General features: G+C 65.3%; 22 protein-coding genes. 6 read left to right on the top strand and 16 right to left on the bottom strand.

Going from position 1 to position 21975, the window contains the following annotated elements:
- Window position 1 precedes the first annotated feature (1 nt).
- From M622_RS33725 to ftsH, 11 genes are all read right to left on the bottom strand, one after another.
- Window positions 2–877 carry an SDR family oxidoreductase gene (locus tag M622_RS33725; RefSeq protein ID WP_021250102.1) on the bottom strand — a complete coding sequence of 292 codons (876 nt, stop codon included), beginning with the start codon at window positions 875–877 and terminating at the stop codon, window positions 2–4.
- 142 nt (window positions 878–1019) lie between these two features.
- Window positions 1020–2171, bottom strand: a complete 1152-nt coding sequence (locus tag M622_RS33730) for an acetyl-CoA C-acetyltransferase (RefSeq protein WP_021250103.1) — start codon at window positions 2169–2171, stop codon at window positions 1020–1022.
- A 2-nt stretch (window positions 2172–2173) separates the two neighbouring features.
- Window positions 2174–3232, bottom strand: coding sequence for an acyl-CoA dehydrogenase family protein (locus M622_RS33735; protein ID WP_021250104.1), 1059 nt, complete (start codon window positions 3230–3232; stop codon window positions 2174–2176).
- Between the two features lie 13 nt (window positions 3233–3245).
- Window positions 3246–4415: an acyl-CoA dehydrogenase family protein gene (locus M622_RS33740; protein WP_021250105.1), complete on the bottom strand. Its 1170-nt coding sequence runs from the start codon at window positions 4413–4415 to the stop codon at window positions 3246–3248.
- An 8-nt stretch (window positions 4416–4423) separates the two neighbouring features.
- Complete coding sequence (locus M622_RS33745) at window positions 4424–5176, bottom strand: enoyl-CoA hydratase family protein (RefSeq protein ID WP_021250106.1); 753 nt, start codon at window positions 5174–5176, stop codon at window positions 4424–4426.
- A gap of 96 nt (window positions 5177–5272) precedes the next feature.
- Window positions 5273–6400: an NAD(P)H-dependent flavin oxidoreductase gene (locus M622_RS33750; RefSeq protein WP_021250107.1), complete on the bottom strand. Its 1128-nt coding sequence runs from the start codon at window positions 6398–6400 to the stop codon at window positions 5273–5275.
- Window positions 6397–7308: an enoyl-CoA hydratase gene (locus M622_RS33755; RefSeq protein ID WP_021250108.1), complete on the bottom strand. Its 912-nt coding sequence runs from the start codon at window positions 7306–7308 to the stop codon at window positions 6397–6399. The genes M622_RS33750 and M622_RS33755 overlap by 4 nt, the downstream gene beginning before the upstream one ends.
- Window positions 7309–7327: 19 nt before the next feature.
- Entirely contained in the window at window positions 7328–8128 is an 801-nt protein-coding gene (locus M622_RS33760) for a CoA-transferase subunit beta (protein WP_021250109.1), read from the bottom strand.
- Between the two features lie 14 nt (window positions 8129–8142).
- Window positions 8143–9018 carry a CoA transferase subunit A gene (locus M622_RS33765; protein ID WP_021250110.1) on the bottom strand — a complete coding sequence of 292 codons (876 nt, stop codon included), beginning with the start codon at window positions 9016–9018 and terminating at the stop codon, window positions 8143–8145.
- A gap of 26 nt (window positions 9019–9044) precedes the next feature.
- Window positions 9045–9941, bottom strand: coding sequence for a VOC family protein (locus M622_RS33770; RefSeq protein WP_021250111.1), 897 nt, complete (start codon window positions 9939–9941; stop codon window positions 9045–9047).
- Between the two features lie 137 nt (window positions 9942–10078).
- Window positions 10079–11905 carry an ATP-dependent zinc metalloprotease FtsH gene (gene ftsH / locus M622_RS33775; protein WP_021250112.1) on the bottom strand — a complete coding sequence of 609 codons (1827 nt, stop codon included), beginning with the start codon at window positions 11903–11905 and terminating at the stop codon, window positions 10079–10081.
- A 286-nt stretch (window positions 11906–12191) separates the two neighbouring features.
- On the opposite strand from ftsH, the gene M622_RS33780 reads away from it, so the two are divergent.
- The 4 genes from M622_RS33780 to M622_RS33795 all read left to right on the top strand — a co-directional run bounded on the left by M622_RS33780 (window position 12192) and on the right by M622_RS33795 (window position 14305).
- A complete protein-coding gene (locus M622_RS33780) occupies window positions 12192–12794 on the top strand; it encodes a hemerythrin domain-containing protein (protein ID WP_021250113.1) in 603 nt (200 codons plus the stop codon).
- A 63-nt stretch (window positions 12795–12857) separates the two neighbouring features.
- Window positions 12858–13244: a succinate dehydrogenase, cytochrome b556 subunit gene (gene sdhC / locus M622_RS33785; RefSeq protein WP_021250114.1), complete on the top strand. Its 387-nt coding sequence runs from the start codon at window positions 12858–12860 to the stop codon at window positions 13242–13244.
- A complete protein-coding gene (gene sdhD, locus M622_RS33790) occupies window positions 13241–13585 on the top strand; it encodes a succinate dehydrogenase, hydrophobic membrane anchor protein (RefSeq protein WP_021250115.1) in 345 nt (114 codons plus the stop codon). The genes sdhC and sdhD overlap by 4 nt, the downstream gene beginning before the upstream one ends.
- A 24-nt stretch (window positions 13586–13609) precedes the next feature.
- Window positions 13610–14305 (top strand): succinate dehydrogenase iron-sulfur subunit, encoded by a 696-nt coding sequence (locus M622_RS33795; RefSeq protein WP_021250116.1) that lies wholly within the window; start codon window positions 13610–13612, stop codon window positions 14303–14305.
- Window positions 14306–14331: 26 nt separating this feature from the next.
- Here the strand turns inward: M622_RS33795 and M622_RS33800 are convergent, their stop codons facing one another.
- The 4 genes from M622_RS33800 to M622_RS33815 all read right to left on the bottom strand — a co-directional run bounded on the left by M622_RS33800 (window position 14332) and on the right by M622_RS33815 (window position 18191).
- Window positions 14332–15666, bottom strand: coding sequence for an NAD(P)/FAD-dependent oxidoreductase (locus M622_RS33800; RefSeq protein WP_021250117.1), 1335 nt, complete (start codon window positions 15664–15666; stop codon window positions 14332–14334).
- The gene (locus tag M622_RS33805; protein WP_021250118.1) at window positions 15663–16079 is read right to left on the bottom strand and encodes a hypothetical protein; all 417 of its coding nucleotides are present in this window, start codon (window positions 16077–16079) and stop codon (window positions 15663–15665) included. The genes M622_RS33800 and M622_RS33805 overlap by 4 nt, the downstream gene beginning before the upstream one ends.
- A 79-nt stretch (window positions 16080–16158) precedes the next feature.
- Window positions 16159–16908: an SDR family NAD(P)-dependent oxidoreductase gene (locus tag M622_RS33810; protein ID WP_021250119.1), complete on the bottom strand. Its 750-nt coding sequence runs from the start codon at window positions 16906–16908 to the stop codon at window positions 16159–16161.
- Between the two features lie 101 nt (window positions 16909–17009).
- The gene (locus M622_RS33815) at window positions 17010–18191 is read right to left on the bottom strand and encodes a helix-turn-helix transcriptional regulator (protein WP_021250120.1); all 1182 of its coding nucleotides are present in this window, start codon (window positions 18189–18191) and stop codon (window positions 17010–17012) included.
- Between the two features lie 315 nt (window positions 18192–18506).
- Here M622_RS33815 and M622_RS33820 point away from each other — a divergent pair, with 315 nt between their 5' ends.
- Together M622_RS33820 and M622_RS33825 are read left to right on the top strand one after the other, a co-directional pair.
- Window positions 18507–19436, top strand: a complete 930-nt coding sequence (locus M622_RS33820; RefSeq protein WP_021250121.1) for an alpha/beta hydrolase — start codon at window positions 18507–18509, stop codon at window positions 19434–19436.
- Between the two features lie 62 nt (window positions 19437–19498).
- Window positions 19499–20974 (top strand): flavin-containing monooxygenase, encoded by a 1476-nt coding sequence (locus M622_RS33825; protein ID WP_021250122.1) that lies wholly within the window; start codon window positions 19499–19501, stop codon window positions 20972–20974.
- A gap of 290 nt (window positions 20975–21264) precedes the next feature.
- Here M622_RS33825 and M622_RS33830 read toward each other — a convergent pair whose 3' ends face one another.
- On the bottom strand, window positions 21265–21921 hold the full coding sequence (locus tag M622_RS33830; protein WP_021250123.1) for a TetR/AcrR family transcriptional regulator: 657 nt from the start codon (window positions 21919–21921) through the stop codon (window positions 21265–21267).
- Between the last annotated feature and the right edge of the window lie 54 nt (window positions 21922–21975).

The raw sequence follows: 21975 nt of genomic DNA on the forward strand, positions 1-21975 counted from the left end.
CTCAGCTCCCCCAGACCTTTTGTGCGGGAACCGACTGCTTCATCAGTTCATCGACGGCCGCGCCGGCTTCGGCAGGCGTCAGGCGTGCGCCCTTGTCCTTCTGCGGCCCGGTGCGCCAGCCATCACACACCGAGATGCGACCGCCCTGGGCCTCGAACACCTGGCCACTGACGTGCGAGGACGCCTCACTACCCAGCCACACCACCAGCGGCGCGACGTTTTCGGCCGCCCAGGAGTCGAAGCCCGACTCCGGCGCCTTCACCACATCGGCCATCGCGGACTCGGTCATCGAGGTCCGTGCCGACGGCGCCAGCGCATTGGCGGTGACGCCATAACGCGCCATCTCGGCCGCCTGCACCAGGGTCAGGGTGGCGATGCCGCCCTTGGCGGCGGAATAGTTCGACTGTCCGATCGAGCCCTGCAGGCCGGCGCCGGAGCTGGTGTTGATGATGCGGGCGGCAATCTTGTTGCCGGCCTTGGCCTGGTCGCGCCAGCGCTTGCCGAGGATGTTGGCGAGGCAGAAGTGGCCTTTCAGGTGCACCCGCATGACCTGGTCCCAGTCGTCTTCGGACAGGCTGACGAACATGCGATCGCGCAGGATGCCGGCGTTATTGACCACCACGTGCACTTCGCCGTAAGCCGCGAGCGCGGCATCGACGATCTGCTGGGCGGTGTCGATGCGGGTGATGTCGTCGGCGTTGGCGATGGCCTTGCCACCCGCCGCCACGATCTCGGCCACCACCGCGTCAGCGGCGTCCTTGCGGATGTCATTGACGACGACGTTCGCGCCCTCGGCGGCAAACGCCAGCGCATAGGCACGACCCAGACCACCACCGGCACCGGTGATGATGACCGTGCGTTGTTGGCAAATTCCCATTGTCTTCTCCCTTGCTGTGAGTTCGATTGAAGGCCTGCAGCACGCGCCCCGCCTTCAGCCACGCTGCGACGCGCTGCCGTACTTGCGTACGGTGCGCGTCAGCGACGCGGAATCAGGACAAGGGGTGGCGCGTTGCGTCGCTTCAGAGGCGTTCGATGATGGTGACGTTGGCCTGACCGCCGCCTTCGCACATGGTCTGCAGTCCGTAGCGCCCACCCGTGCGCTCCAGCTCATGCAGCAGCGTGGTCATCAGGCGCGCACCGGTGGCACCGAGCGGATGACCCAGGGCGATGGCGCCGCCGAGCGGGTTCATGCGCGCGGGGTCGTAGTCGAGCTCCTTCTGCCAGGCCATGACGACCGAGGCGAAGGCTTCGTTGATCTCGACCACGTCGATGTCATTGATGCCCATGCCCGCCTTCTTGAGCGCGGCACGGGTGGCGGGAATGGGCGCGGTGAGGTGCCAGATCGGGTCGTCGGCGAGCACCGAGATGTGGTGCACGCGGGCACGCGGGGTCAGCTTGTAGCGCTTGAGCGCGGCCTCCGACACCACCAGCAGGGCGGCGGAAGCGTCGCAGGTCTGGCTCGACACCGCGGCGGTGATCGACGGGTAGGTGGGATCGACCGGCTCCAGGCTGGCCATCTTCTCCAGCGTGCTCACACGTGGGGTCTCGTCCTGTGTGACGCCTTCGAGGGCGACGATCTCACGCTCGAAATGACCTGCGGCGATCGCTGCGAGCGCACGGCGGTGGCTCTCGAGCGCAAACACTTCCATGTCGTGACGGCTCAGCTTCCAGTGGTCGGCGATGCGCTGCGCAGCATAGAACTGATTGACGGGCTGGTCGCCAAAGCGCGCCTTCCAGCCCTTGCTGCCGGAGAACGGATCGGGGAAGCCGAGAGGCTGGCCGGCGAGCATGGCCGACGAGATCGGGATCTGGGTCATGGTCTGCACGCCGCCGACGGCGACCACATCCTGGGTGCCGCTCATCACCGCCTGGGCGGCGAAGTGCAGCGCCTGCTGTGACGAGCCGCACTGACGGTCCACCGTCGTGCCCGGCACATTCATCGCCAGGCCGGCGGCGAGCCACGCGGTGCGGGCGATGTCACCCGCCTGCGAGCCGATGGTGTCGACACAACCAAAGATGACGTCGTCGTATTCTTCGCCCGGGATCACATTGCGCTCGACCAGGGCCTTGAGCACATGGGCGCCGAGATCGATCGCATGGACGTGGGACAGACCGCCCTTGCGCTTGCCGGTGGGGCTGCGCAGGGCATCGACAATATAGGCTTCTGCCATTTTCATTCCTCGAAAGTATGACCAGGGCCGAGGGCGGCACCGTCGGCCAGCATTGCGTCCGCAACTCGGGACTTGTGCAGACCGCGGTCGCCCCAGGACGCATCCAGCGCCCAGGCCCGCTTCATGAACATCTGCAGATCGACTTCCCAGGTGTAGCCCATCGCGCCATGCACCTGAATGCCCTTGCGCGCCGCCAGCCACGCCGCCTCGCCGCAGGCGAGCTTGGCGTGCGAGACGCGGGCGTCGACGCCCGCTTCCTGGTGCGCGAGCGCGTAGGCGGCGCGATACAGCACCGGCTTGGCGAACTCGATCTGGGTCGCAACGTCGGCAAGGTGATGCTTGACCGCTTGAAAGCTGCCGATCGGCTTGCCGAACTGCTTGCGCTGGGCCACGTAGTCGACCGACAGGTCGAGCATGCGCTGCGCCAGGCCGAGCAACTGACCCGCCACCGACAAGGCGCCGCGGTTCAGGGTCTGTGCCCACAGCGCACGACCCGCCTCGCCCTCGGCGAGCAAGGTAGCGGCAGACGGGGTCCAGCTCACGCTGCCAAGGCGGCGCGAAAGGTCAATGCTGGCGTTGCTGTCGACCTTGACCGCGCTGCGCGGTACGGCATGCACCTCGTCACCGTTGGCGAGCAGCAGCAGATCTGCGGGATTGGCGTCGGCCACCAGCGGATTGACCGGATGGTCGACCGCAATGCGGATGCTGCCCTCGGCAATGCGCCCCAGCCAGGCCTCACGCTCGGCCGTACCGGCAGGCAGCGCGTTGAGCAGACCGGTGGCAACATACGCTGCGTCGGCCAGCGAATCGGGAATGGCGTAGTAGCCCAGCTCTTGAGTCATCAGCGCCCAGGCAACGTCGTCCATGCCCAGGCCACCACAGTCTTCGGGCACCGACAGCGCGGTAAGACCCTGTTCGGCAAGACTCTTGCGTAGCTCGGGCGAGCGCCCGCTGTCGGTTTCCCAGATCTCGCGCAACATCTCGGGCACGGCTTCGACCATCAGGAAGCGGCTCACCGCCTCGCGGAAGGTGAGCTGGTCGTCGGTAAAAGTGAAGTCCATGGCCAGCCTCTTCTTACTTGGGCAGGCCGAGCATGCGCTCGGCGATGATGTTGCGCTGGATCTCGTTGGTGCCGGCGTAGATCGGACCGGCCTGCGCGAACAGGAAGCCGTCCAGCCAGCGCGCCGCGTCAACCGCGGCGGGCGCATCAGCGGTCAGCTCACCGCGCGCGCCGAGAATGCGCATGGCGGTTTCGTGCATCTTGAGGTCGAGTTCGGACCAGAAGATCTTGTTGGTGCTGGCCTCGGCGCCAATGCGTGCGCCTTTCGCCAGCCGGCCGACGGTGTGGTAGGCCGACAACGCATAGGCTTCGGTGCCGGTCCACGCTTCGATCACCGCGTCGCGGATGCTGGGGTCGCGATCCGCGATGGCGCGATTGGCCTTGTAGAGTTCGATCAGCTTGCGCGCGGTGTACTGGAAGCGTGCCGGCGAACGCAGCAACAGGCCGCGTTCGAAGCCCGCGGTGGCCATCGCCACATGCCAGCCCTGACCTTCGTCACCGATGCGGTTCTCGACCGGCACCTTGACGTCGTCAAAGAACACTTCGGCGAAGGCCTGCTTGCCGTTGAGGGCTTGAATCGGACGGATGGTCACGCCCGCCGCATCCAGCGGCACCGCCATGTAGGACAGGCCGTGATGGCGGCTGGAGCCGGGGTCGCTGCGGAACAGGCCGAACAGCCAGTCGGCAAAGATGGCGCGCGTCGACCAGGTCTTCTGGCCGTTGATCACATAGTGACTGCCGTCGGCGGAGAGGATGGCCTTGCTGGTGATGGCCGCCATGTCCGAGCCGGCGTTGGGCTCGGACCAGCCTTGCGCCCACATGTCTTCGCTGGCGGCCATGCGCGGCAGAAAGCGTGCCTTCTGCTCTTCGGTGCCGAACTCGATCAGGGTCGGGCCGAGCAGGAGCTGGCCGTTCTGATTGACCCGCATCGGCGCACCGGCGCCGTAGTACTCCTCTTCGAAACTCAGCCACTCGATGAGGTCGCAGCCGCGGCCACCCAGGGCCTCGGGCCAGATCACCATCGACAGGCGGGCGTCGAAGAGCTTGCGCTCCCACGCACGGTGCTGCTCGAAGCCTTCGCGCGTGTCGTAGCTGAGCAGGGGCTCGGCGGGCAGGTTTGCCGCAAGCCAGGCACGGACTTCCTCGCGGAAGGCCTTCTGCCGGGGGGTATAGGCGAGATCCATGGTCGTCCTTAGAACTTGACTTCGCGTTTCTCGACGAAGGCGCGGCGGGTTTCCGCCGAATCCGGGCTGGTGTAGGCCTGCAGGGTGAAGCCCTGCTCCCAGCGGTACTTGTCTTCCAGGTTGCCGTCCTCGATGCCGTTGAGCGCCTCCTTGGCGATACGGATCATGGACGGGCTCTTGGCGGCGATCTTGCGGGCGATCTCGAGCGCGGCTTCGCGCAGCTCGGCCTTGGGCACGATGCGCTCGATGAAACCGTAACGATCGGCCTCCTGCGCAGTGATCTTTTCACCGGTGAAGAACAGGTAGCGCACCTTCTGCACCGGGAACAGGCGCTGCAGGTGGGCACCGCCGCCCATCGCACCGCGATCGACTTCGGGCAGGGCGAAGGTGGCGCATTCGGAGGCGACGACGATGTCGGCCGCGCCAGTGATGCCGATGCCGCCACCGAGCACGAAGCCGTGCACCGCGACGATGACCGGCACCGCATTGCGATGCACGGCCTTGAAGGTGGCGTAGTTGCCACCGTTGACGGCGACGATGCGCTCGGGATGGGCGTCGAGCTCCTTGATGTCCACGCCGGCGCAGAAACCGCGGCCTTCGGCGCGGATCACGATCACACGCACCTCGGGGTCGTGACCCAGCTCCTCGATGCGGTGCGCCAATGCGTACCACTCGCTGCTGTCGAGTGCATTGACCGGCGGCTTGTTGATGACGAGTTCGGCAATGCCGCCCTCGATGCTTGTCTGGAATGCCTGGCTCACGTTGGTGGCCTCCCTATCTTGTCGTATGGTCTTGAGGTCTGCGCTTCAGGTCTGCGCTTCAGGTCTGTGCTTCCCGCGCTGCGCTGCACGGTCCGCTCAGGCGACGGCCTGAACATCCTTGGCTTGCGCCCTGTCTGCCGGCTCACCGAGACGGGCATAGAGGGTGGCAAGACACTGCTCCGCCTCGGCGGCGATGCCCTTGATGAGCTCTTCACAGCTCTCGAGCTTGCCGATCGCCGCCGCGACCTGGCCGCTGGGCAGGATGCCCTCGTCGGGGTAGCCTTCGACCATGGAGCGTTGCAGCAGCACCGGCTGATTGGCCGACATCACCGTCTGCGACACCGCGCCGGGGTCTTCCTTCAGCGCCTGGCGGAACACGCCCAGCATGTGACTGACGCTCATGCCGGTCTGCTGCTTCCACTTCCAGGCGCTCTTGAGCGCAATCAGCAGGCGACCCATGGGGCCGGCGGATTCGAGCTTGTCGATGAAGGGGTTCTCGATCATGCGATGACGCATGCCATCGACCGCCAGGGTGACGCGCACTTTCTGCGGGTCATCGACCTTGACGTATCGATCGAGGGTCGCAGGCGGCGTGGGTGAATCGGTGGTCATGAGAAAGCGCGTACCCATCGCGATCCCCGCCGCGCCAGCAGCGAGCGCCGCTGCCAGGCCGCGGCCGGTGGAATAGCCGCCCGCGGCGATCACCGGCACCTTCACTGCGGCCAGCACCTGCGGCAGCAGGATGGTGGTGGGCACGCCGCCGGTGTGACCGCCGCCCTCGCCACCCTGGATGGTGATCATGTCGGCGCCCAGCTCGATCGCCTTGAGCGCATGCTTGAGCGCACCCACGGTGGGAATGCACAGCACACCGGCTTCCTTGAAGCGGGCGATGGTCTTCTTGTCCGGACCCCGGCCGTAGCTGACGGCGCGCAGTTTGTACTGGATGGCCAGGTCGACGCACTGCGCCGCGTTCTCCTGGAACATGTGAAAGTTGAGACCGAAATTGCTGCCGCCGGTGGCGGCGATGACCTTCTTGATCTCGGCTTCGATCTTGTTCGCGTCAATCGTCGCCCCGGCGAGAAAGCCGAAACCGCCCGCCTTGGTGGTCGCGATCACCAGATTGGCGTCGGACACCCAGCCCATGGCGGTCTGGATGACGGGATAGCGGCAGCCGAGACGCTCGGTGAGCGGAGTGCGCAGGAGCGCGGAAAAATCCTGATTCATGCTTTGTCCCCACCTGCGGCCTGCTTGTTGGCGCTGGCCATTGCCTTGGCGTCATAGCCACCGAGCTTGTCACCCGACAGCAGTTCATTGTGGGCGTGGGCGAAATGATGCCATGCAAATACCGCATCCATCGCCGTGCGCTTGCCCTGCAGATCCTCGACATGGTTGATCGCCTGCTTGGTCAGGGCCAGGCCCATGCGCGGCTGTTTGGCCACGCGCGCGGCGAGGGCGAAGGTCTCGGTCTCGAGTTCGGCACGCGCCACCACCCGGTTGACCATGCCCATCTGGTAGGCACGCTCGGCGCTCATGCGATCGCCGGTCATGAGGAACTCCTTGGCGATGCGCGGGTTGAGCTCATAGGGGTGAGCAAAGTACTCCACCCCCGGGATGCCCATGCGCACCACCGGATCCTGGAAGAAGGCGTCATCGCTGGCGACGATCAGATCGCACACCCAGGCCAGCATCAGCCCGCCGGCGACGCACGCGCCCTGCACCATGGCGATGGTCGGCTTGGGCAGCTCGCGCCAGCGCCGGCACATGTTGAGGTACACCTCCTGCTCGCGCACGTAGAGGTATTCCCCGCCCGGCTTGTTGGTGTGGTCCCACCACAGGTGGGTGCGCTCGAAGGGCTTGTTGATGTCGCGCCCCGGCGTACCGATGTCATGGCCGGCGGAGAAGTGCTTGCCCTCGCCACGCAACACGATGACCTTCACCGCATCATCATCCACCGCACGCCGGAAAGCGGCATCCAGCGCATAGGTCATCTGCGAGTTCTGCGCGTTGTTGAAGCTGGCGCGACTCATGGTCACGGTGGCAATGCCGTCGGCCACGGCGTACTTAACCGGCTCATCGGTTTCGTACGCCGTGGTGTCGGGACGGCTGACGAAGTTCTGGTCGGGAGCGGTCATCGTGGGTTCCTTGCCGTGCTCAGGCTGCTGCGCGCATGCCCGGCGGGTTGCCCTTGAGCTGCGCGGCACGCAGGTCATGGGGATCAAGACGACGGATGAGGGTGAGCTGCGCGGCGGTCGGGTGCGGGGTTTCGCCCAGATTCGGCGCCTTCAGCAAGGGGAAGCCGGTCTTTTCCTGCACTTCATCGAAGCTCACGCCCGGATGCAGCGAACGCACGCGGATCGCGTGCTCGGGGCCTTCGAAGTCCATCACGCACAGGTCGGTGACGATGTGGCGGATGGCCATGAAGTCCTGGCGCATGCCGGGCTCCCAGCGCGCCGGGTTGTAGCCGACGCCGGACACCATATCCACTTCGCCTTCGACGAACACACGCTTGCTGTGGCTGGGCACGATGAAGGAGTTGATGTGGTTGATGCTGTTGCCGGGCAGGCCGCGCACGCCGAGGATGGCCGCCTTGGGCTTCTTGTAGTCGCCGATCACCGACAGGTTGGTCTGACCATAGCGGTCGATCTGGGTCGGGCCGATCATGGCGTGGCGCTGGCCACCCCAGACGCACTCGAACACGCGCTCGAAATTCATCGAACCCGAGTATTTCGGCACGAAGTCACCGCGCGGGCCGAGCGGAATCGGGTCTTCGACCAGGAAGCACTCGCTGTCGGTCATCAGCAGGCCGGGGCCGTGGGTCAGCTTGGCCAGGCTGGCACCCAGACGCGGGATCACGCCGATGCCGGAGGCGAGCACTTCGCCGTCGCCACGCCAGGCCTCGGAGGCCGCCACGATCATCAACTCGGCCAGGGAAAATTCAACTTTGTCGCTCATGCCGCTCACGCTCCTCAAAACACCGGCAGGGGCAGCTTGCCCATGCGCTCGACGCCACCGTTCTTGTCCTGGTAGGCGGCTTCACCTGCAGTGACGAACTCGTCCATATAGGCCTGCCAGCCGCCGTCCTCGGCAGCGCTGGCCACGTAGCGCTTCAGATGCGCCATGTCCCAACCGTATTCGGGGTCACAGGCGGTCGGGTGCGCACCGCAAGGCGCATGCACGACCCCTTTCACCAGGTAGCGCTCGAAGGTGTTGAAGCGCGCCTCGGCGGCGGTGAGCGCGAAGCGCTCTTCCACGCGCTCGGCCGAGACGTAGCAGGCATCGGCAGCACGCGCCACGAGGTGGTCGAAATACGGATCGCCGCCAGTGATCAAGGTGTTGCCGAGCTGATCGGCAGCGTTGACATGGACGAGCGCAACGTCGAGCTTGAGCGCCGGCATCGCCAGCAGCACTTCACCGTCGTCATAAGGCGAGGTGATGGTCTTGAGTTCGGGGTTGAGCTTGGTGACGTCGGTCGCCAGACCGCAGCGCGTGGGCAGGAAGGGCACGCGCATGCCAGCGGCGCGCAGGCCCCACTGCCACATGCCTTCATCGAGCTCGAGCAACTCGAGCGCACCGGATTCACGCACCTTGCGATACCAGGGCTCGAGCGGAATGGCGTCGAGCGTGGCGAAGCCGAAGATGAGTTTCTTCACCTTGCCGGCGGCGCACAGCATGCCCACCTCCGGGCCACCATAGGCGACCACGGTGAGGTCCTTGAGGTCGGAGCGCAGGATCTCGCGCACGATCGCCATCGGCTTGCGCCGCGGGCCCCAGCCACCAAAACCGATGGTCATGCCATCACGAAGTTGGGCGACGACATCGGTCGCCGTCATCAGCTTGTTCATGGATTGTTTCCTGTATTCGACCGCGCTCAGGCGGCCTGTTCCTTGACACCGAAATCGTGACCCCAGATGCTGACACGGGTGAATTCGAAGGCGCTGTGCGTCTCCCAATCACATTGCAGACCGCCAAAGCCGTACTCGAGATCGAAGCCGGAAGGGGTCTTCATGTAGAAGGAGGTCATGCGGTCGTTGAGGTGCTGCCCCAGCGTGGCCGACAAGGGCACCTTGTGTGCGATGCGACGGTCGTGGGCACGCCCGACTTCGGTCATCGAATCGACTTCGACCATCACATGCACGCAGCCGCTGGGCACCGGGTACTCGGCGATTGCCAGGCTGTGGTGGCGGGCGTTGTTGCAGTGGAAGAAGTGGATGCGCACCGGCGGCGCGGAGGGGTCGGGGCGGAAATTGAAGATGTCCGACAGCCCGAAGCCGAGCACGTCGCGGTAGAAGGCGGCGGTGGCGTCGAAGTTCGGCGCCGGCATCACGGTGTGACCGAGACCCATGTCACCGGTGAGGAAGCGCGGCACGCCCTGGGGCGAGACAAAGGGCTGACAATCCGACAGGTGGCCCCAGCACAGCTCGTGGCGATTGCCCGACGGATCGGTGAGCACCGCCACCGCCTGCATGCCACGCTGGGCCACGGTGGCGGCATCGGCCAGCTCATAGGCCACGCCCTTGTCGTCGAGCTCGGCGAGCGCGGCCTTGAAGGCCGGCTCATTGGCCAGCTCCCAGCCCGATGCCACGTAACGGCGCTCGGCGCCCTGAACCACCAGAATGCGGAAGGGGCGCTCGTCCATCTTGACGTAGAGCCCGTTGCCCGGTGCCGGTGCAGTCATCATACCGAGCACGTCTTCGGCATAGCGCTTCCACTCGGTGATGTCGTCGATCTGGGCAACGAAATAGGCCAGTCCGCGGATATCGATCATCGTGCTTGCTCCCCCCCTGAATTAGGTTTTCTGCGATGGGAGCATTGTGCGAAGACTGCGAGGGATGCTCATCGTCCGTTGAGACTACGAATTCCCCCTCGGGCGGCCTCTTGTCAGCGTCATCGACGGCGGCGCGATCACTGCACCAGAACGGGCTGCGGGCGCTGCAGGTCGCGCGCCAGTTCGCGCAACGCTCCCTCGTCCAGGGTCTCGACCTCGAGCAGGCGGGTGGCGGCCACGTCGAGAAGGGCGCGATTGGCGGCAAGGATTTCCAGCGCCTGCGCAAACACTTCATGCAGCACGGTGCGCACCGCGGCGTCCATGGCTTGCGCGGTGGCCTCACTGTAGTTGCGTTCCAGATAGCTCCCCGTGCGCCCGCCCAGGAAGTTGTTTCTCTCGGTCTCGTAGCTGACGCTGCCGAGCTCCGCGTCCATGCCGTAGCGCGCCACCATCGAGCGCGCGATGTCGGTGGCGCGCGCCAGATCGTCGGCCGCACCGGTCGACAGATGATCGAACACCAGCTTCTCGGCAGCACGCCCGCCCATCAGCACCGCAATCTTGGCGCGCAGCTCGTGTTCGGTCATGAGGAAGCGATCCTCGGTCGGACGCTGAATCGTATAACCCAGGGCGCCTACACCGCGCGGGATGATGGACACCTTGTGCACCTCATCCATGCCCGGCAAGGCCATGCTGACCAGCGCGTGGCCCATCTCGTGATAGGCCACGATCCTGCGCTCACGCGGGTTGATGAGGCGGTTGCGCTTTTCCAGGCCGGCGACGATGCGCTCGATCGCATGGGTGAAGTCCTCCATGCTCACCACCTTGGCGCGCCGCCGCGTCGCCAGCAGCGCCGCCTCATTGACCAGGTTGGCGAGGTCGGCGCCGGAAAAGCCAGTGGTCAGCGCGGCGATGTCCTCCACCCCCATGTCGGGAGCGAGGACGATCTTTTTCATGTGCACCTGAAGGATCTGCACCCTGCCGGCACGGTCGGGCCGGTCCACCAGCACCTGGCGATCGAAGCGCCCCGCGCGCAGCAAGGCAGGGTCGAGTATCTCGGGCCGGTTGGTGGCCGACAGCAAGACCACGCCCTGCCCCGGATCAAAGCCGTCGAGCTCGGACAGGAGCTGGTTCAGGGTCTGTTCGCGCTCATCGTTGCCGCCTTGCATCGTGCCCGCACCGCGGGCGCGTCCGAGGGCGTCGAGCTCGTCGATGAAGATGATGGCGGGCGCGGCCTTGCGCGCCTGCTCGAAGAGGTCGCGCACGCGCGCCGCGCCCACGCCGACGAACATCTCGACGAACTCCGAGCCCGAGATGGAAAAGAAGGGCACTCCCGCCTCACCCGCCACCGCACGCGCGAGCAAGGTCTTGCCGGTGCCGGGCGGGCCGACCAGCAAGATGCCCTTGGGCATGCGCGCACCCAGGCTGCTGTATTCCCTGGGGTTCTGCAGGAAGTCGACGACCTCCTGCAACTCCGCCTTGGCCTCGTCCACTCCCGCGACATCGGCAAAGCTGACCTTGGTGTCGCTCTCGACATAGACCCTGGCCTTGCTCTTGCCGATCGCGGTCAGGCCGCCCATGCCCTGCCCCATCCTGCGGATGAGGAACATCCAGATTCCGACAAAGATCAGCGCGGGCAGAATCCATGACAACAAGGTGGTGAACCAGGTGTTTTCGACCGCGCCCGAGTAAGTCACACCGGCCTCGCTCAGGCGCCCGGCCAGATCGGGTGCCACCGGTGTGGTGACGAAACCGGTCTTGCCGTCCTGCGGCGTCTTGAAGCTGCCACTGATCGTCGTGCTGCCGATCTTGACGTTCTCGATCGCGCCCTGCTTGAGATAGGTCTCGAACTGACTATAGGGGATCGCCTCGATCGCCTGCGCCTCCACCCACAGATCACGCAGGAAGACGATGCCCATCAGGGCAAAGAGCACGTACCAGAGATTGATCTGGGTTCCACGATTCATGCTGTTGCTCCGCTGAGGATGGTTGGACACGCGACCTGGGGGGCGCCGCAGAGTGTTTGCCACGAGCGCGTGCGCCCTGATGCAATGTAGCGTCGGCGCAAGCCCTCCGCCAACGACGGCCAGGCCCTGAGCATGACCCGTCGCATGACGAAAGCAAGCAGGGATCCCGCTCCCGGCGCACTCACACCAAAACCCTGACGTCGGCCTGGTTGTCAATACTTTTTTTCAGTCTATACGTTAACGGGACATGGCCAGGCAAATCACAGGACTGAGGGGAGCACAGACGATGGCGAACGCTATCGACAGGCTGAGTGCCGAACATGCCAATCTGGGACGACTGGTGCGCCTGCTCGACGGCCGTTCTGCGGTTGGCGCAGAGCTGACGTCAGTGACGGTCGCGCTGTTCGTGGACGTGATGTACTACCTGACCCATTTTCCAGACGTTTCGCACCACCCGGCCGAGGACGGCATTGTCGAGCGACTGCGCGGCAAGGGTGCGCTGCCGCCCGGTTTCGGTGACGAGATCGAAGCCCAGCATGCCACGCTGGAGCGCCAGGGGGTCGACCTGATGCGCGATCTGGAATCCGCGGCGCGGGAAGAATCCATGTCGTGGGAACTCGTCGAAGCCAACATCCGGCTGTATGCCGAACGTCTGCGCCACAACATGGCGGTCGAAGAGCTGATCCTGTTTCCGGCGGCGCTGCGCCACTTCGAGGCAGACGACTGGCTCGCGATCGATGCCATCACTGCACGCGTCCAGCACGATCCGCTGCTGTCGACTTCAACCGAGGACCGCTTCGCGCAACTGCGCCGTGTGATCGCCGCCGAGGCCGATTGCGGCTGCGAACAGGAGCCTGGACTGGGCGGCCTCGCCCACCCGGGAGCGTGATCGGGGCAGGCGATCATATCCCATCCGCGTACGGCAGACCCTGTGTCATCGATGGAGGCCAGCATGCCAGCACCACCCAGAGCCGCACCGAAATTCCTGAATCTTGCGCAGATCCGCTTCCCGATCGGCGCCATCGCCTCGATCGGGCACCGCATCTCCGGCGTGCTGCTGCTGATCAGCCTGCCCTTCCTGGTCCTCGCGCTCGAGCGCTCGCTGCGCAGCGAGGCAGACTATGCGGCGCTCGGCACATGGCTGAACTCGCCCTGGCGGGCCTTGCTGCTGGTGGTGATGGTGTGGGCGGCGACGCATCATCTGCTCGCAGGGGTGCGCCACATGTTGATGGACATCGGCATAGGCAGTCGCCTCGCACAGGCGCGCATGAGCGCCTGGAGCACGATTGTGGCGGCACTGCTCATCGCTCTGCTTGCTGCAATGAGGTGGCTGTCATGAGGCTTTTCCACGGCCAACGCGCCTGGGTGCTGCAGCGCCTGACGGCACTGGTGGTGCTGCTGTTGCTGGCGCTGACGGCAGCGACCCTGCTGATCGGGCCGGCGCCAAGTTATGAGCGCTGGCACGCACTGGCCACCAGTGCCCCCGGTGCCGTGCTGATCGTGATCTTTTTTGCGGCCCTGTGCGGTCACGCCTGGGTGGGCGTGCGTGACATCGTGCTCGACTACATCCAGCCCACCGCCCTGCGCTTGCCACTGCTGGCACTGATTGCCTTCATCCTGATTGCGATCACGCTCCGCGTGACGCTGACCATGGCCACCCATTTCACCGTCGGCGCCTGAGCATGCAGCGCGAGGAGAAGGAACATGCGACTGAGCATCTACCGCTATAACCCCGAATCCGATGCCGCACCGCGCATGCAGGACTACGATATCGCCCTCGGGGGGCACGACAAGAAGCTCCTCGACGTGCTGATGCGAATCAGGGAGACCGACGACAGTCTGTCCTTCCGGCGCTCGTGTCGCGAAGGCGTGTGCGGCTCGGACGCAATGAACATCAACGGCCGCAACGGCCTGGCCTGCATCACCGCCGTGTCCGACCTCAAGGAGCCGGTGGTGCTGCGTCCGCTGCCCGGCTTTCCGGTGATTCGCGACCTGATCGTGGACATGACCCAGTTCTTCACGCACTACAACTCGATCAAGCCCTACCTGATCAACGACCAGATTCCACCCGAGCGCGAGCGCCTGCAGTCGCCGGAACAGCGTGAGCGCCTGAACGGTCTCTACGAATGCATCCTGTGCGCCTGCTGCAGCGCATTCTGCCCGTCGTACTGGTGGAACCCGAGCAAGTTCGTGGGCCCGGCCGGCTTGCTGCAGGCCTATCGCTTCATCACCGACAGCCGCGACACCGCCACCCGCGAGCGCCTTGCCTACCTCGACGATGTGTATCGTCTGTACCGCTGCCGCACGATCATGAATTGCACCGAGGTATGCCCGAAAGGCCTCAGCCCTTCGCATGCGATCGAGCAAATCCGCGTGGCGCTGCTGCGCGAATCATCCTGAGCGCAGCAGCGCCACCCAGCCCCGGCTCAGAGCCGGATGCGCTCGAAGCGGTCGATGACGCGCGCAATCGGGATCAGCACCCGCCGGATCTTGAATTCGAAGCGCCCTGGCGACTGCAGCGCCACCGGCGCCTCCAGCGGCAGCACGATGTCCTGCGGGCGGTCGTCGGCCAGGGCGTGTGCCAGGTTCATGCCCATCATGGGACCGACCACATTGCCGCCGGCACCGAAGTTCATCAGCGCCATCACGCCATCGGCCACATGGTAGAGCCGCGGGCCGCCAGCCTGGTAGGCCGGCGCTGAATTGGCCGTCATGCCGGTCCAATAGGCATCGAGCTCGATCGGCACATCGCGTGTCGCCGGCCAGGTGCGGTGCAGGTGACGCAGCAGATAGCTGAAATAGCGCTTGCCATCGTCGGCGCCACCAACCCCGGGTATGGTCGCCGTCACCAGCCGATTGCGCCCGTCGAGCACCATCGGATACAAGCCCAGCGGGAACTGGGACATCGCCACCCGCGCCGGGTTGATGATCTCGAGCAAGGCCGGCGGCAGCGGCGTGGTCGCCACGCCACAGGCCAGCAGCGGATACGAAGTACGCGCCAGCTCGGGAAAGAAGGCGTTACCGAAATGGCCGTTGGTGCACACCACCACCTTTTGCGCGGTGACGCTGCCCTGCGCGCTGCGCAGCTTCCAGCGCCGCCCCACACGCTCACAGGCCTCGACCGGCGAATCGCCAAACACCTGGGCGCCATGACGCGCAGCGACCGCGACCATGCCATTGGTGAACATGTGCGGATTGACCCGGCCGCCGTCCTGCCAGTGCACACCAAAGGCATAGCGCTCGGTGCCCAGCAGTTCGCGCAGACGCCCGGCGCCTATGGTCTCGACCTGATAGCCCAGCGCGCGCCAGTGCGCGGCGTTCTGCGTCATTGACGCGTATTCGCGATAGGCCGCGGCCACCAGGCCGCAAGGGGCCGCATCGGCGTCAATGCCGTGGCGCGCACAGAGCTCGAAGATGATGTTGCGATGGCGCAGGTAATAATCGACGAAGCGCTGCCCGCCATCGGGCCAGGCTTTCATCTCTCCGAACTTGCCGAAATAGGGCTGCACCTGACCTGCGTTGCGTCCCGAGGCGCCGTCGGCGGGCTGGCGCGCCTCGACCAGGGCAACCCGCAGGCCGCGTTCGGCCAGATGCAAGGCCAGCGAGGCCCCCACCACCCCTGCGCCGATCACCGCGACCTCAGCCTCGATATCGGCTGTCAGCGCCGGCCAGCGCGGCGACGCGGCAGGCGCCGGCCACGCGCTGCGGGCGATGGAAACGGTACCGCTCTCGTAAGCGGCGTATGCAGCAGACGAGCTCATTGGTCCTTGATCCCCCACGGATACAGGCGCGCATTGCTCACCGCCTGATGCAGCCACAGCGCGGCGATCACCCACACCGCCAGTGGCACCGGCTGGTCGGCCATCAGCGTCAGCACGCCGTGCGTGAGCAGTGCAATCACGGCCACGCTCTTGTAGCACACCAGCAACAGCAGCAGCCCGACATGGCTGCGTGGCGCGCGCGCGCCAGCGATGCTGGCGAGCCCGACACCGAAGATGACGCTGCCGTAAAGAATCGCCGGGTAGGGCGCAGCACCCAGATCCATGCCCAGCAGACGCCAGAATGCGCTCGGCCAGATCATCATCACCGCGCCCAGCAGCAAGGCGCTCGGCACGCTGACGCGGAAGGCCTTGCGCACTTTCGCTTCGTCAAACACAGGTCCCGCATTGTTCATCGCAAATTGCTCCGGTGGTGGTCGCGCGCTGCGGCCGTTGTCAAATGTGATGCCTGTACGCGCACTGATGCGGTGATCATCACTCCACGACGTTGAAACCGGCCGTCATTCCGCCGTCAATGATGAATTCGGAGCCAGTGGTATAGGACGCCTCGTCCGAAGCCAGGAAGGCCACCATGCGCGCAACCTCGTCGACCGTACCAACGCGGGGAATCGGCAGGCTCTTGTGGGTATCGCCCAGTTCGCCATCAGGGCCTCGCACCATCGCGGTGTCGATGCCGCCCGGATGCACGGAGTTCACCCGGATGTTGTAGCGACCGAACTCCAGCGCCGCGCACTTGGTCATGCCACGCACCGCAAACTTGCTCGCGGTGTAAGCGCTCAAGCCCCCCATGCCCACGAAGCCGGACACCGACGAGGTGTTGACGATGGCGCCCCCGCCGACGCTCTTCAGCGCCGCCAGCACCGCCTTCATGCCCAGCCAGCAACCGACCTGATTGACGCTGATCACCGCCATGTACTCCTCGAGGCTCATGTCCTCGATCTGCCCCCAGCGCAGGATGCCGGCATTATTGACGAGCACGTCGAGGCGGCCGAAGTGCTCCAGCGTCTTGCTTACGGCAGCGTCCCACTGCGCGCCCTGGGTGACATCGAGATGGAGATAGAGCGCATCCGGGCCCAGCTCCTGCGCCAGCCGGGCGCCGTCCTCGTCGAGCACGTCGGCGATGACGACCTTCGCGCCTTCGGCGATGAACAGCCGTGCTTCGGCCTCACCCTGACCGCGCGCCGCACCGCTCACAAAAACCACCTTGTCTGCAAAACGCTTCATACACCTTCCCCTGATTATTTTTTGCGATGCTCAAGAAAACGGCGCCCGCTTGATGGCAAGCGGCCCCGTCGGACGAAAAAACACCCGCTGCGCGCCCAGCCTCAGGCCAGCGGCGCGACGCCACTGAGCAGCACGCGCAACAACTCGGTCTGGCGCGTGACGCCGGTCTTGGCAAAAACCGCCCGGATCTGGCAGCGCGCGGTATTGCGGGTCACATTGAGACGCTGTGCCGCCTCCTCCACCGTGCAGCCAGCCATCAGCTGGACGGCAAGGTTGGCCTCGGCGGTGGTGAGCCGGTACAGTTGCTTCAGCTCGTCGTGCGAAGCCAGCACGTGCGCCTCGGAATCTCGGAGGATGACCAGCGCCGCCGGGCGCGACGATGGCTCTGACCATTCGGTCAGGGGCGCAGCACGCACGGCGACACCCAGATTCGAGCGCCCCGAGGACCGGCTCACCGACATGCCGCTGACCACGCCCGGTTGCGACTGTCCGCCCGCGGATACGGCACGCTCGATCAGACTGCGCAGCTCGTGGTTTTCAGCCGGAAACGCCGCCGACAGCCCGCCATTGACGATGGACAAGCCGTCGCGCTGCTCCAGGATCGCGCTCGCCGCACGATTGGCCTTGAGGATGCGCTTCTCCTTGTCCAGAAACACCACTCCAACCGACAGACGGTCGAGCATGCCTGCGTAAAAATGGCTCTCCACCGCGGCGATATCCAGGCCTGCGCGCAACTGCACTGCGATCACCAGATGCGGCAGCAAAAGACTGCAGATCGCCAGCTCGCGCTCGCCGAAACGGGCCGCGCTGGGCGGGCGCGAAACGCGCAGGCGGCAGCTGGGCTCGGGCCCCATGCCGATATCGGCGCCGATGTAATAACGAATGTTCAGCGGCGCATGAAACTCGCGGTAATACGAGCCCTGCAGCCAGTCCTCGTCATCGACCAACTCCTCCAGCATCACCATGCGGTCGCGCGGCAGATTGAAGAAGGGGTCAATCGTGGTCAGGCTGGTCGAGAAAACTGCCGCCCGCTCGGGCTGGGCCTCGCCGGCAAACACCACCTGCAGGGGCTGCTCGGAATTGGGCACGCGCAGGATCAGGGCGACGTAGTTGGCGTCGAGCAGTTCGCGCATGCGCTCGAGCACACGCGTCCACGGAACCGTCTCCTGGGTGCCGGAATAGACCAGACCGATGAGCTTGTCGACCTCGACGAAACCGAGCCCCGAGCGTTCGAACAGGAGATCGCGCCCACAAGGCTCGGTGATCCGGGATCTCGTCCGCATTCCAGCCCCGGTAGCCGGGACCATCGTCGCTCTCTCCATACCCGTCGTCGCTCCCATCCGCACTCCCGTGAAACGCCGGCAAGCGCCTGATCACCTGGCTTTTCGTGGCCTCACGATCACACGGAAGCCTGGCGCCCTCATCACTAAAATGGACTACGTCACCACGATCCCGAGTGTGCCCACTTAAGCAGTTTGAATGATGAACACAAACACGAGCAGCGAATAATGAGCTCTGGGCAGGCGATGGCTCTGCATCGAGCCGCCGCTCCATCGTCCCGCCGCCCCATCGTCAACTCCGCGCCCCCAGGAGCCGCCGTGTACCTCGACCCTCAAGCCCAAGCCATCGCCGACCAGCTCGCGCACCTGCCGCGTCCGGACTTCTCCACGCTGAGCGTGGCCGACTACCGCGCCATGCTTGCCGCATTTCCGATGCCATCGGACGGTGACGACGGCCTGGCCTCGGTCACCGACGACAGCCTGCCCGGCCCCGGCGGCCCATTGGCGGTGCGCATCTTCCGCCCGGTCGGTGCCGCCCCCCTGCCGCTGACCGTGTTCTTCCACGGTGGCGGCTTCATCAGTTGTGGCATCGACACCCACACCAACCTCTGCAGCCGGCTGGCCGCCTTGTCGGGCTCGATCGTGGCCGCGGTGGACTACCGCCTGGCACCCGAGCATCGCTTTCCGGCCGCCGTGGACGACACCATCGCCGCGGTGCGCGCCCTGCATCAACGGGCAGCGGATTTCGGTGCCGACCCCGACCAGATCGCCGTGGCCGGCGACAGCGCGGGCGGCACCCTGGCCGCAGTGGCGGCGCATGCCCTGCGCGGCAGCGGCATCCCGATCCGTCATCAGCTCCTGCTTTACCCGGTTACCGATGCCGCCTGCGACTCCGCGTCGCAGCATGAACTCACCGACGCGCCGGTACTCAACCGCGAGGCCATGCAATGGTTCTGGCGCAACTACCTGCCCGATGCCGCCGCCGGCCTCGACCCCCGCGCCTCGCCGCTGCGCCAGCGCGATCTGGCGGACCTGCCACCGGCCACCATCATCACCGCCAGCGCCGACCCGCTGCGCGACGAAGGCGAGGCCTACGCGCAGGCGCTGATCAGCGCCGGCGTGTGCGTCACCCAGCAACGCTGGAACGGCCAGTTCCATGGTTTTGCCAGCCTGCTCGGCACGCTCGACGCCGCCTCCGAAGTGCTGGCCTTGTCCGCCCTGCAGCTCAGGGGGGCGTTCGACAACTGATTCGCCGGCCTCGCCGCAGGCCCCACACCTGTTCCAATCCGCCCCTGGAGTGACTCATCACCATGACTATCGCAAACACCGCGCCGCAATCGCTTCGCATCGTCGTCATCGGCGCCGGCATGGCCGGCATCCTGGCCGCCATCCGCCTGCGCGAGGCCGGCAAGCACCAGGTCGTCGTCTATGAGAAAGCCGACCGCGTCGGCGGCACCTGGCGCGAGAACACTTATCCAGGCCTGGCGTGTGACGTTCCCGCCCACGCCTACACCTACTCCTTCGCCCCCAATGCGGAATGGAGCAGCTACCTCGCACCCGGGCCGGAAATCCAGCGCTACTTCGAAGCCGTGGCGCAACAGTACGCCCTCGACAAGGTGATCCAGTTCGGCCAGGAGGTGGTGCGCTGCGAACTCAAGGACGGCCGCTGGGAGCTCGAAACCGCCAGCGGACTGATCGACCACGCCGATGTGGTGATCGCCGCCACCGGCGTCCTCCACCACCCCAGCATGCCCGACCTGCCCGGCCTGGACCGCTTTACCGGGCCCTCCTTTCACTCCGCACAGTGGGATCATTCGGTGGCGCTGGACGGCAAGCGCATCGGCATCATCGGCAGCGGCTCGACCGGCGTGCAGATCGTCTCCGCACTCGCCGGGCGCGCGAGCAAGCTCATCCACATCCAGCGCACACCGCAGTGGATCATGCCGGTTCCCAACACCCCCTACAGCGAAGAACAGAAAGCCGCCTTCCGCGCCGACCCTGCGCTCATCGACGACATCCGCTACGCCGAGGCCTACACCTCGGCAGTGAATCGCTTCACCGAGGCCATCATCGATCAGGACTCGCCGCAGATCCGCGAGATCGAGGACATCTGTCGGCAAAACCTCGAAGGCAGCGTGAAAGACCCCGTGCTGCGCGAGAAACTGCGCCCCAACTATCGCGCCGCCTGCAAGCGCCTGATCTACTCGTCGGACTACTACGAGAAGGTGCAGCGCCCCGACGTAGCCGTCGCCATCGGCCCGATCCAGCACATCGAGCCCGAAGGCGTGCGCATGGCGGACGGGACGCTGCAGGAGGTCGATGTGCTGGTGCTGGCAACGGGCTTTCACGCCGACCGCTTCGTGCGCCCGATGCGGGTGATCGGGCGCAATGGCACCGACCTGGATGCGCGCTGGTCGCCCGCACCCTCGGCCTATCTCGGCATCACCGTGCCCGGCCTGCCGAACTTCTTCATGCTCAACGGCCCCACCGGCCCGGTCGGCAATTTCTCTCTGATCGACATCGCCGAGCGTCAATGGAACTACATCGAGCACCTGCTCGCCGACATCGAAGCGGGCAAATGCCGCCAGGTCGATTTGAAGGAAGACGCGATGCAGGCGTATGACCACCGCCGCATCGCCGCCGCGCGCAAGACGATTTTCGGCTCAGGCTGCTCGAGCTGGTATCTGGATGCCACCGGCGTTCCGGTGAGCTGGCCATGGAGCTACGATGCCTTCGCCGAGCAGACGGCGGCACCGAAGAATGAGGACTACGAGTACATCGCTTGAAGAACTGCGGGGGGCAGCTGCCCCCTGCCAGTGGTGGCATCAGAATGCCGCCTTTGCAACTGAAGCTGCCACTCTCGAAAATCCGACGTCGGGCAGCAGCTCGGCCTCAGCTGCCGGTGGCTTTATGGCGCAGTCAGGCAACAATGTGCTGGTCACCTGCCGTTCGTCGAGCGTCAGGCGACGCCGAACGGCGGCTTCTCCATCCTGGCAACTGGAACTACCGACCCTGAGCGGTCAGTCTATGCTTTGGTGACGCAACGACCGGTCTGGAGTAGCGTCGCGGTGTAGCGTTAGCTACCTCGGCGGCTGGCTTGCTCCTTGGTGGCGAGTAATCCTGCCAAAGCAAAATGCTTGAGATGGCTTTTGAGTTCATCTGCGGGCCGCGTCATCAATGCGCGAAATGGAGTAGGCGTATCGCGGTCCACTACCAGCATCATCAGCATCGGTGCGATGACGCTCAGAACGCACCGCAACAACGCCGGGTCCTGTGCGCTGAATCCAGTAACTTCCGAAAGGATGTCGCTCATGAGCTTGAAGCGCGGCATCACCCCTTCTCGAACGAGGGCTGCTAGGTGGGTAGAAGGTGCAACCAACTCCCGGGCGAATACACGTCCATGCCAGCCCCCTTCGTCGTAAAGCCGGTCGACAATCATGTCGATGGCTGCGGATAGTTTGTTCTCCGCAGAATCCTGCCGAGCGTGAATTTCCTTGAGCTTCTGAAGGTTAATCAGCTGCTCATATCCTTCGAAGAGCACTGCTTGATACAACCCGTCGCGGCCGCCAAAGTGGTAATTGATGGCGGCAAGGTCTGTTCCGGCCGCTTCGCAGATCGCTTTGTTTGCGGCCCCTGCATAGCCAAGTCGTGCAAATAGCTGCCCGGCAACTTCCAGGAGGCGGGCTCGAGTTGCATCTCCATCGGCACGCGCTGCTCTCTTACGTCCAGCCATAGTTTTCAACCCAATCTTGATGCCCGAATGCTACCATAGTTGCAATTCAAATTG

Source organism: Thauera terpenica 58Eu, from assembly GCF_000443165.1.
In the GTDB taxonomy this organism is placed as follows: Bacteria; Pseudomonadota; Gammaproteobacteria; order Burkholderiales; family Rhodocyclaceae; genus Thauera; species Thauera terpenica.

Bases quoted from the DNA above. Each gene is read 5' to 3' on its own strand.
- M622_RS33725 (WP_021250102.1), bottom strand. From the start codon at position 877: ATGGGAATTTGCCAACAACGCACGGTCATCATCACCGGTGCCGGTGGT.
- M622_RS33730 (WP_021250103.1), bottom strand. From the start codon at position 2,171: ATGGCAGAAGCCTATATTGTCGATGCCCTGCGCAGCCCCACCGGCAAG.
- M622_RS33735 (WP_021250104.1), bottom strand. From the start codon at position 3,232: ATGGACTTCACTTTTACCGACGACCAGCTCACCTTCCGCGAGGCGGTG.
- M622_RS33740 (WP_021250105.1), bottom strand. From the start codon at position 4,415: ATGGATCTCGCCTATACCCCCCGGCAGAAGGCCTTCCGCGAGGAAGTC.
- M622_RS33750 (WP_021250107.1), bottom strand. From the start codon at position 6,400: ATGAATCAGGATTTTTCCGCGCTCCTGCGCACTCCGCTCACCGAGCGT.
- M622_RS33755 (WP_021250108.1), bottom strand. From the start codon at position 7,308: ATGACCGCTCCCGACCAGAACTTCGTCAGCCGTCCCGACACCACGGCG.
- M622_RS33760 (WP_021250109.1), bottom strand. From the start codon at position 8,128: ATGAGCGACAAAGTTGAATTTTCCCTGGCCGAGTTGATGATCGTGGCG.
- M622_RS33765 (WP_021250110.1), bottom strand. From the start codon at position 9,018: ATGAACAAGCTGATGACGGCGACCGATGTCGTCGCCCAACTTCGTGAT.
- M622_RS33770 (WP_021250111.1), bottom strand. From the start codon at position 9,941: ATGATCGATATCCGCGGACTGGCCTATTTCGTTGCCCAGATCGACGAC.
- ftsH (WP_021250112.1), bottom strand. From the start codon at position 11,905: ATGAATCGTGGAACCCAGATCAATCTCTGGTACGTGCTCTTTGCCCTG.
- M622_RS33780 (WP_021250113.1), top strand. From the start codon at position 12,192: ATGGCGAACGCTATCGACAGGCTGAGTGCCGAACATGCCAATCTGGGA.
- sdhC (WP_021250114.1), top strand. From the start codon at position 12,858: ATGCCAGCACCACCCAGAGCCGCACCGAAATTCCTGAATCTTGCGCAG.
- sdhD (WP_021250115.1), top strand. From the start codon at position 13,241: ATGAGGCTTTTCCACGGCCAACGCGCCTGGGTGCTGCAGCGCCTGACG.
- M622_RS33795 (WP_021250116.1), top strand. From the start codon at position 13,610: ATGCGACTGAGCATCTACCGCTATAACCCCGAATCCGATGCCGCACCG.
- M622_RS33800 (WP_021250117.1), bottom strand. From the start codon at position 15,666: ATGAGCTCGTCTGCTGCATACGCCGCTTACGAGAGCGGTACCGTTTCC.
- M622_RS33805 (WP_021250118.1), bottom strand. From the start codon at position 16,079: ATGAACAATGCGGGACCTGTGTTTGACGAAGCGAAAGTGCGCAAGGCC.
- M622_RS33810 (WP_021250119.1), bottom strand. From the start codon at position 16,908: ATGAAGCGTTTTGCAGACAAGGTGGTTTTTGTGAGCGGTGCGGCGCGC.
- M622_RS33815 (WP_021250120.1), bottom strand. From the start codon at position 18,191: ATGCGGACGAGATCCCGGATCACCGAGCCTTGTGGGCGCGATCTCCTG.
- M622_RS33825 (WP_021250122.1), top strand. From the start codon at position 19,499: ATGACTATCGCAAACACCGCGCCGCAATCGCTTCGCATCGTCGTCATC.
- M622_RS33830 (WP_021250123.1), bottom strand. From the start codon at position 21,921: ATGGCTGGACGTAAGAGAGCAGCGCGTGCCGATGGAGATGCAACTCGA.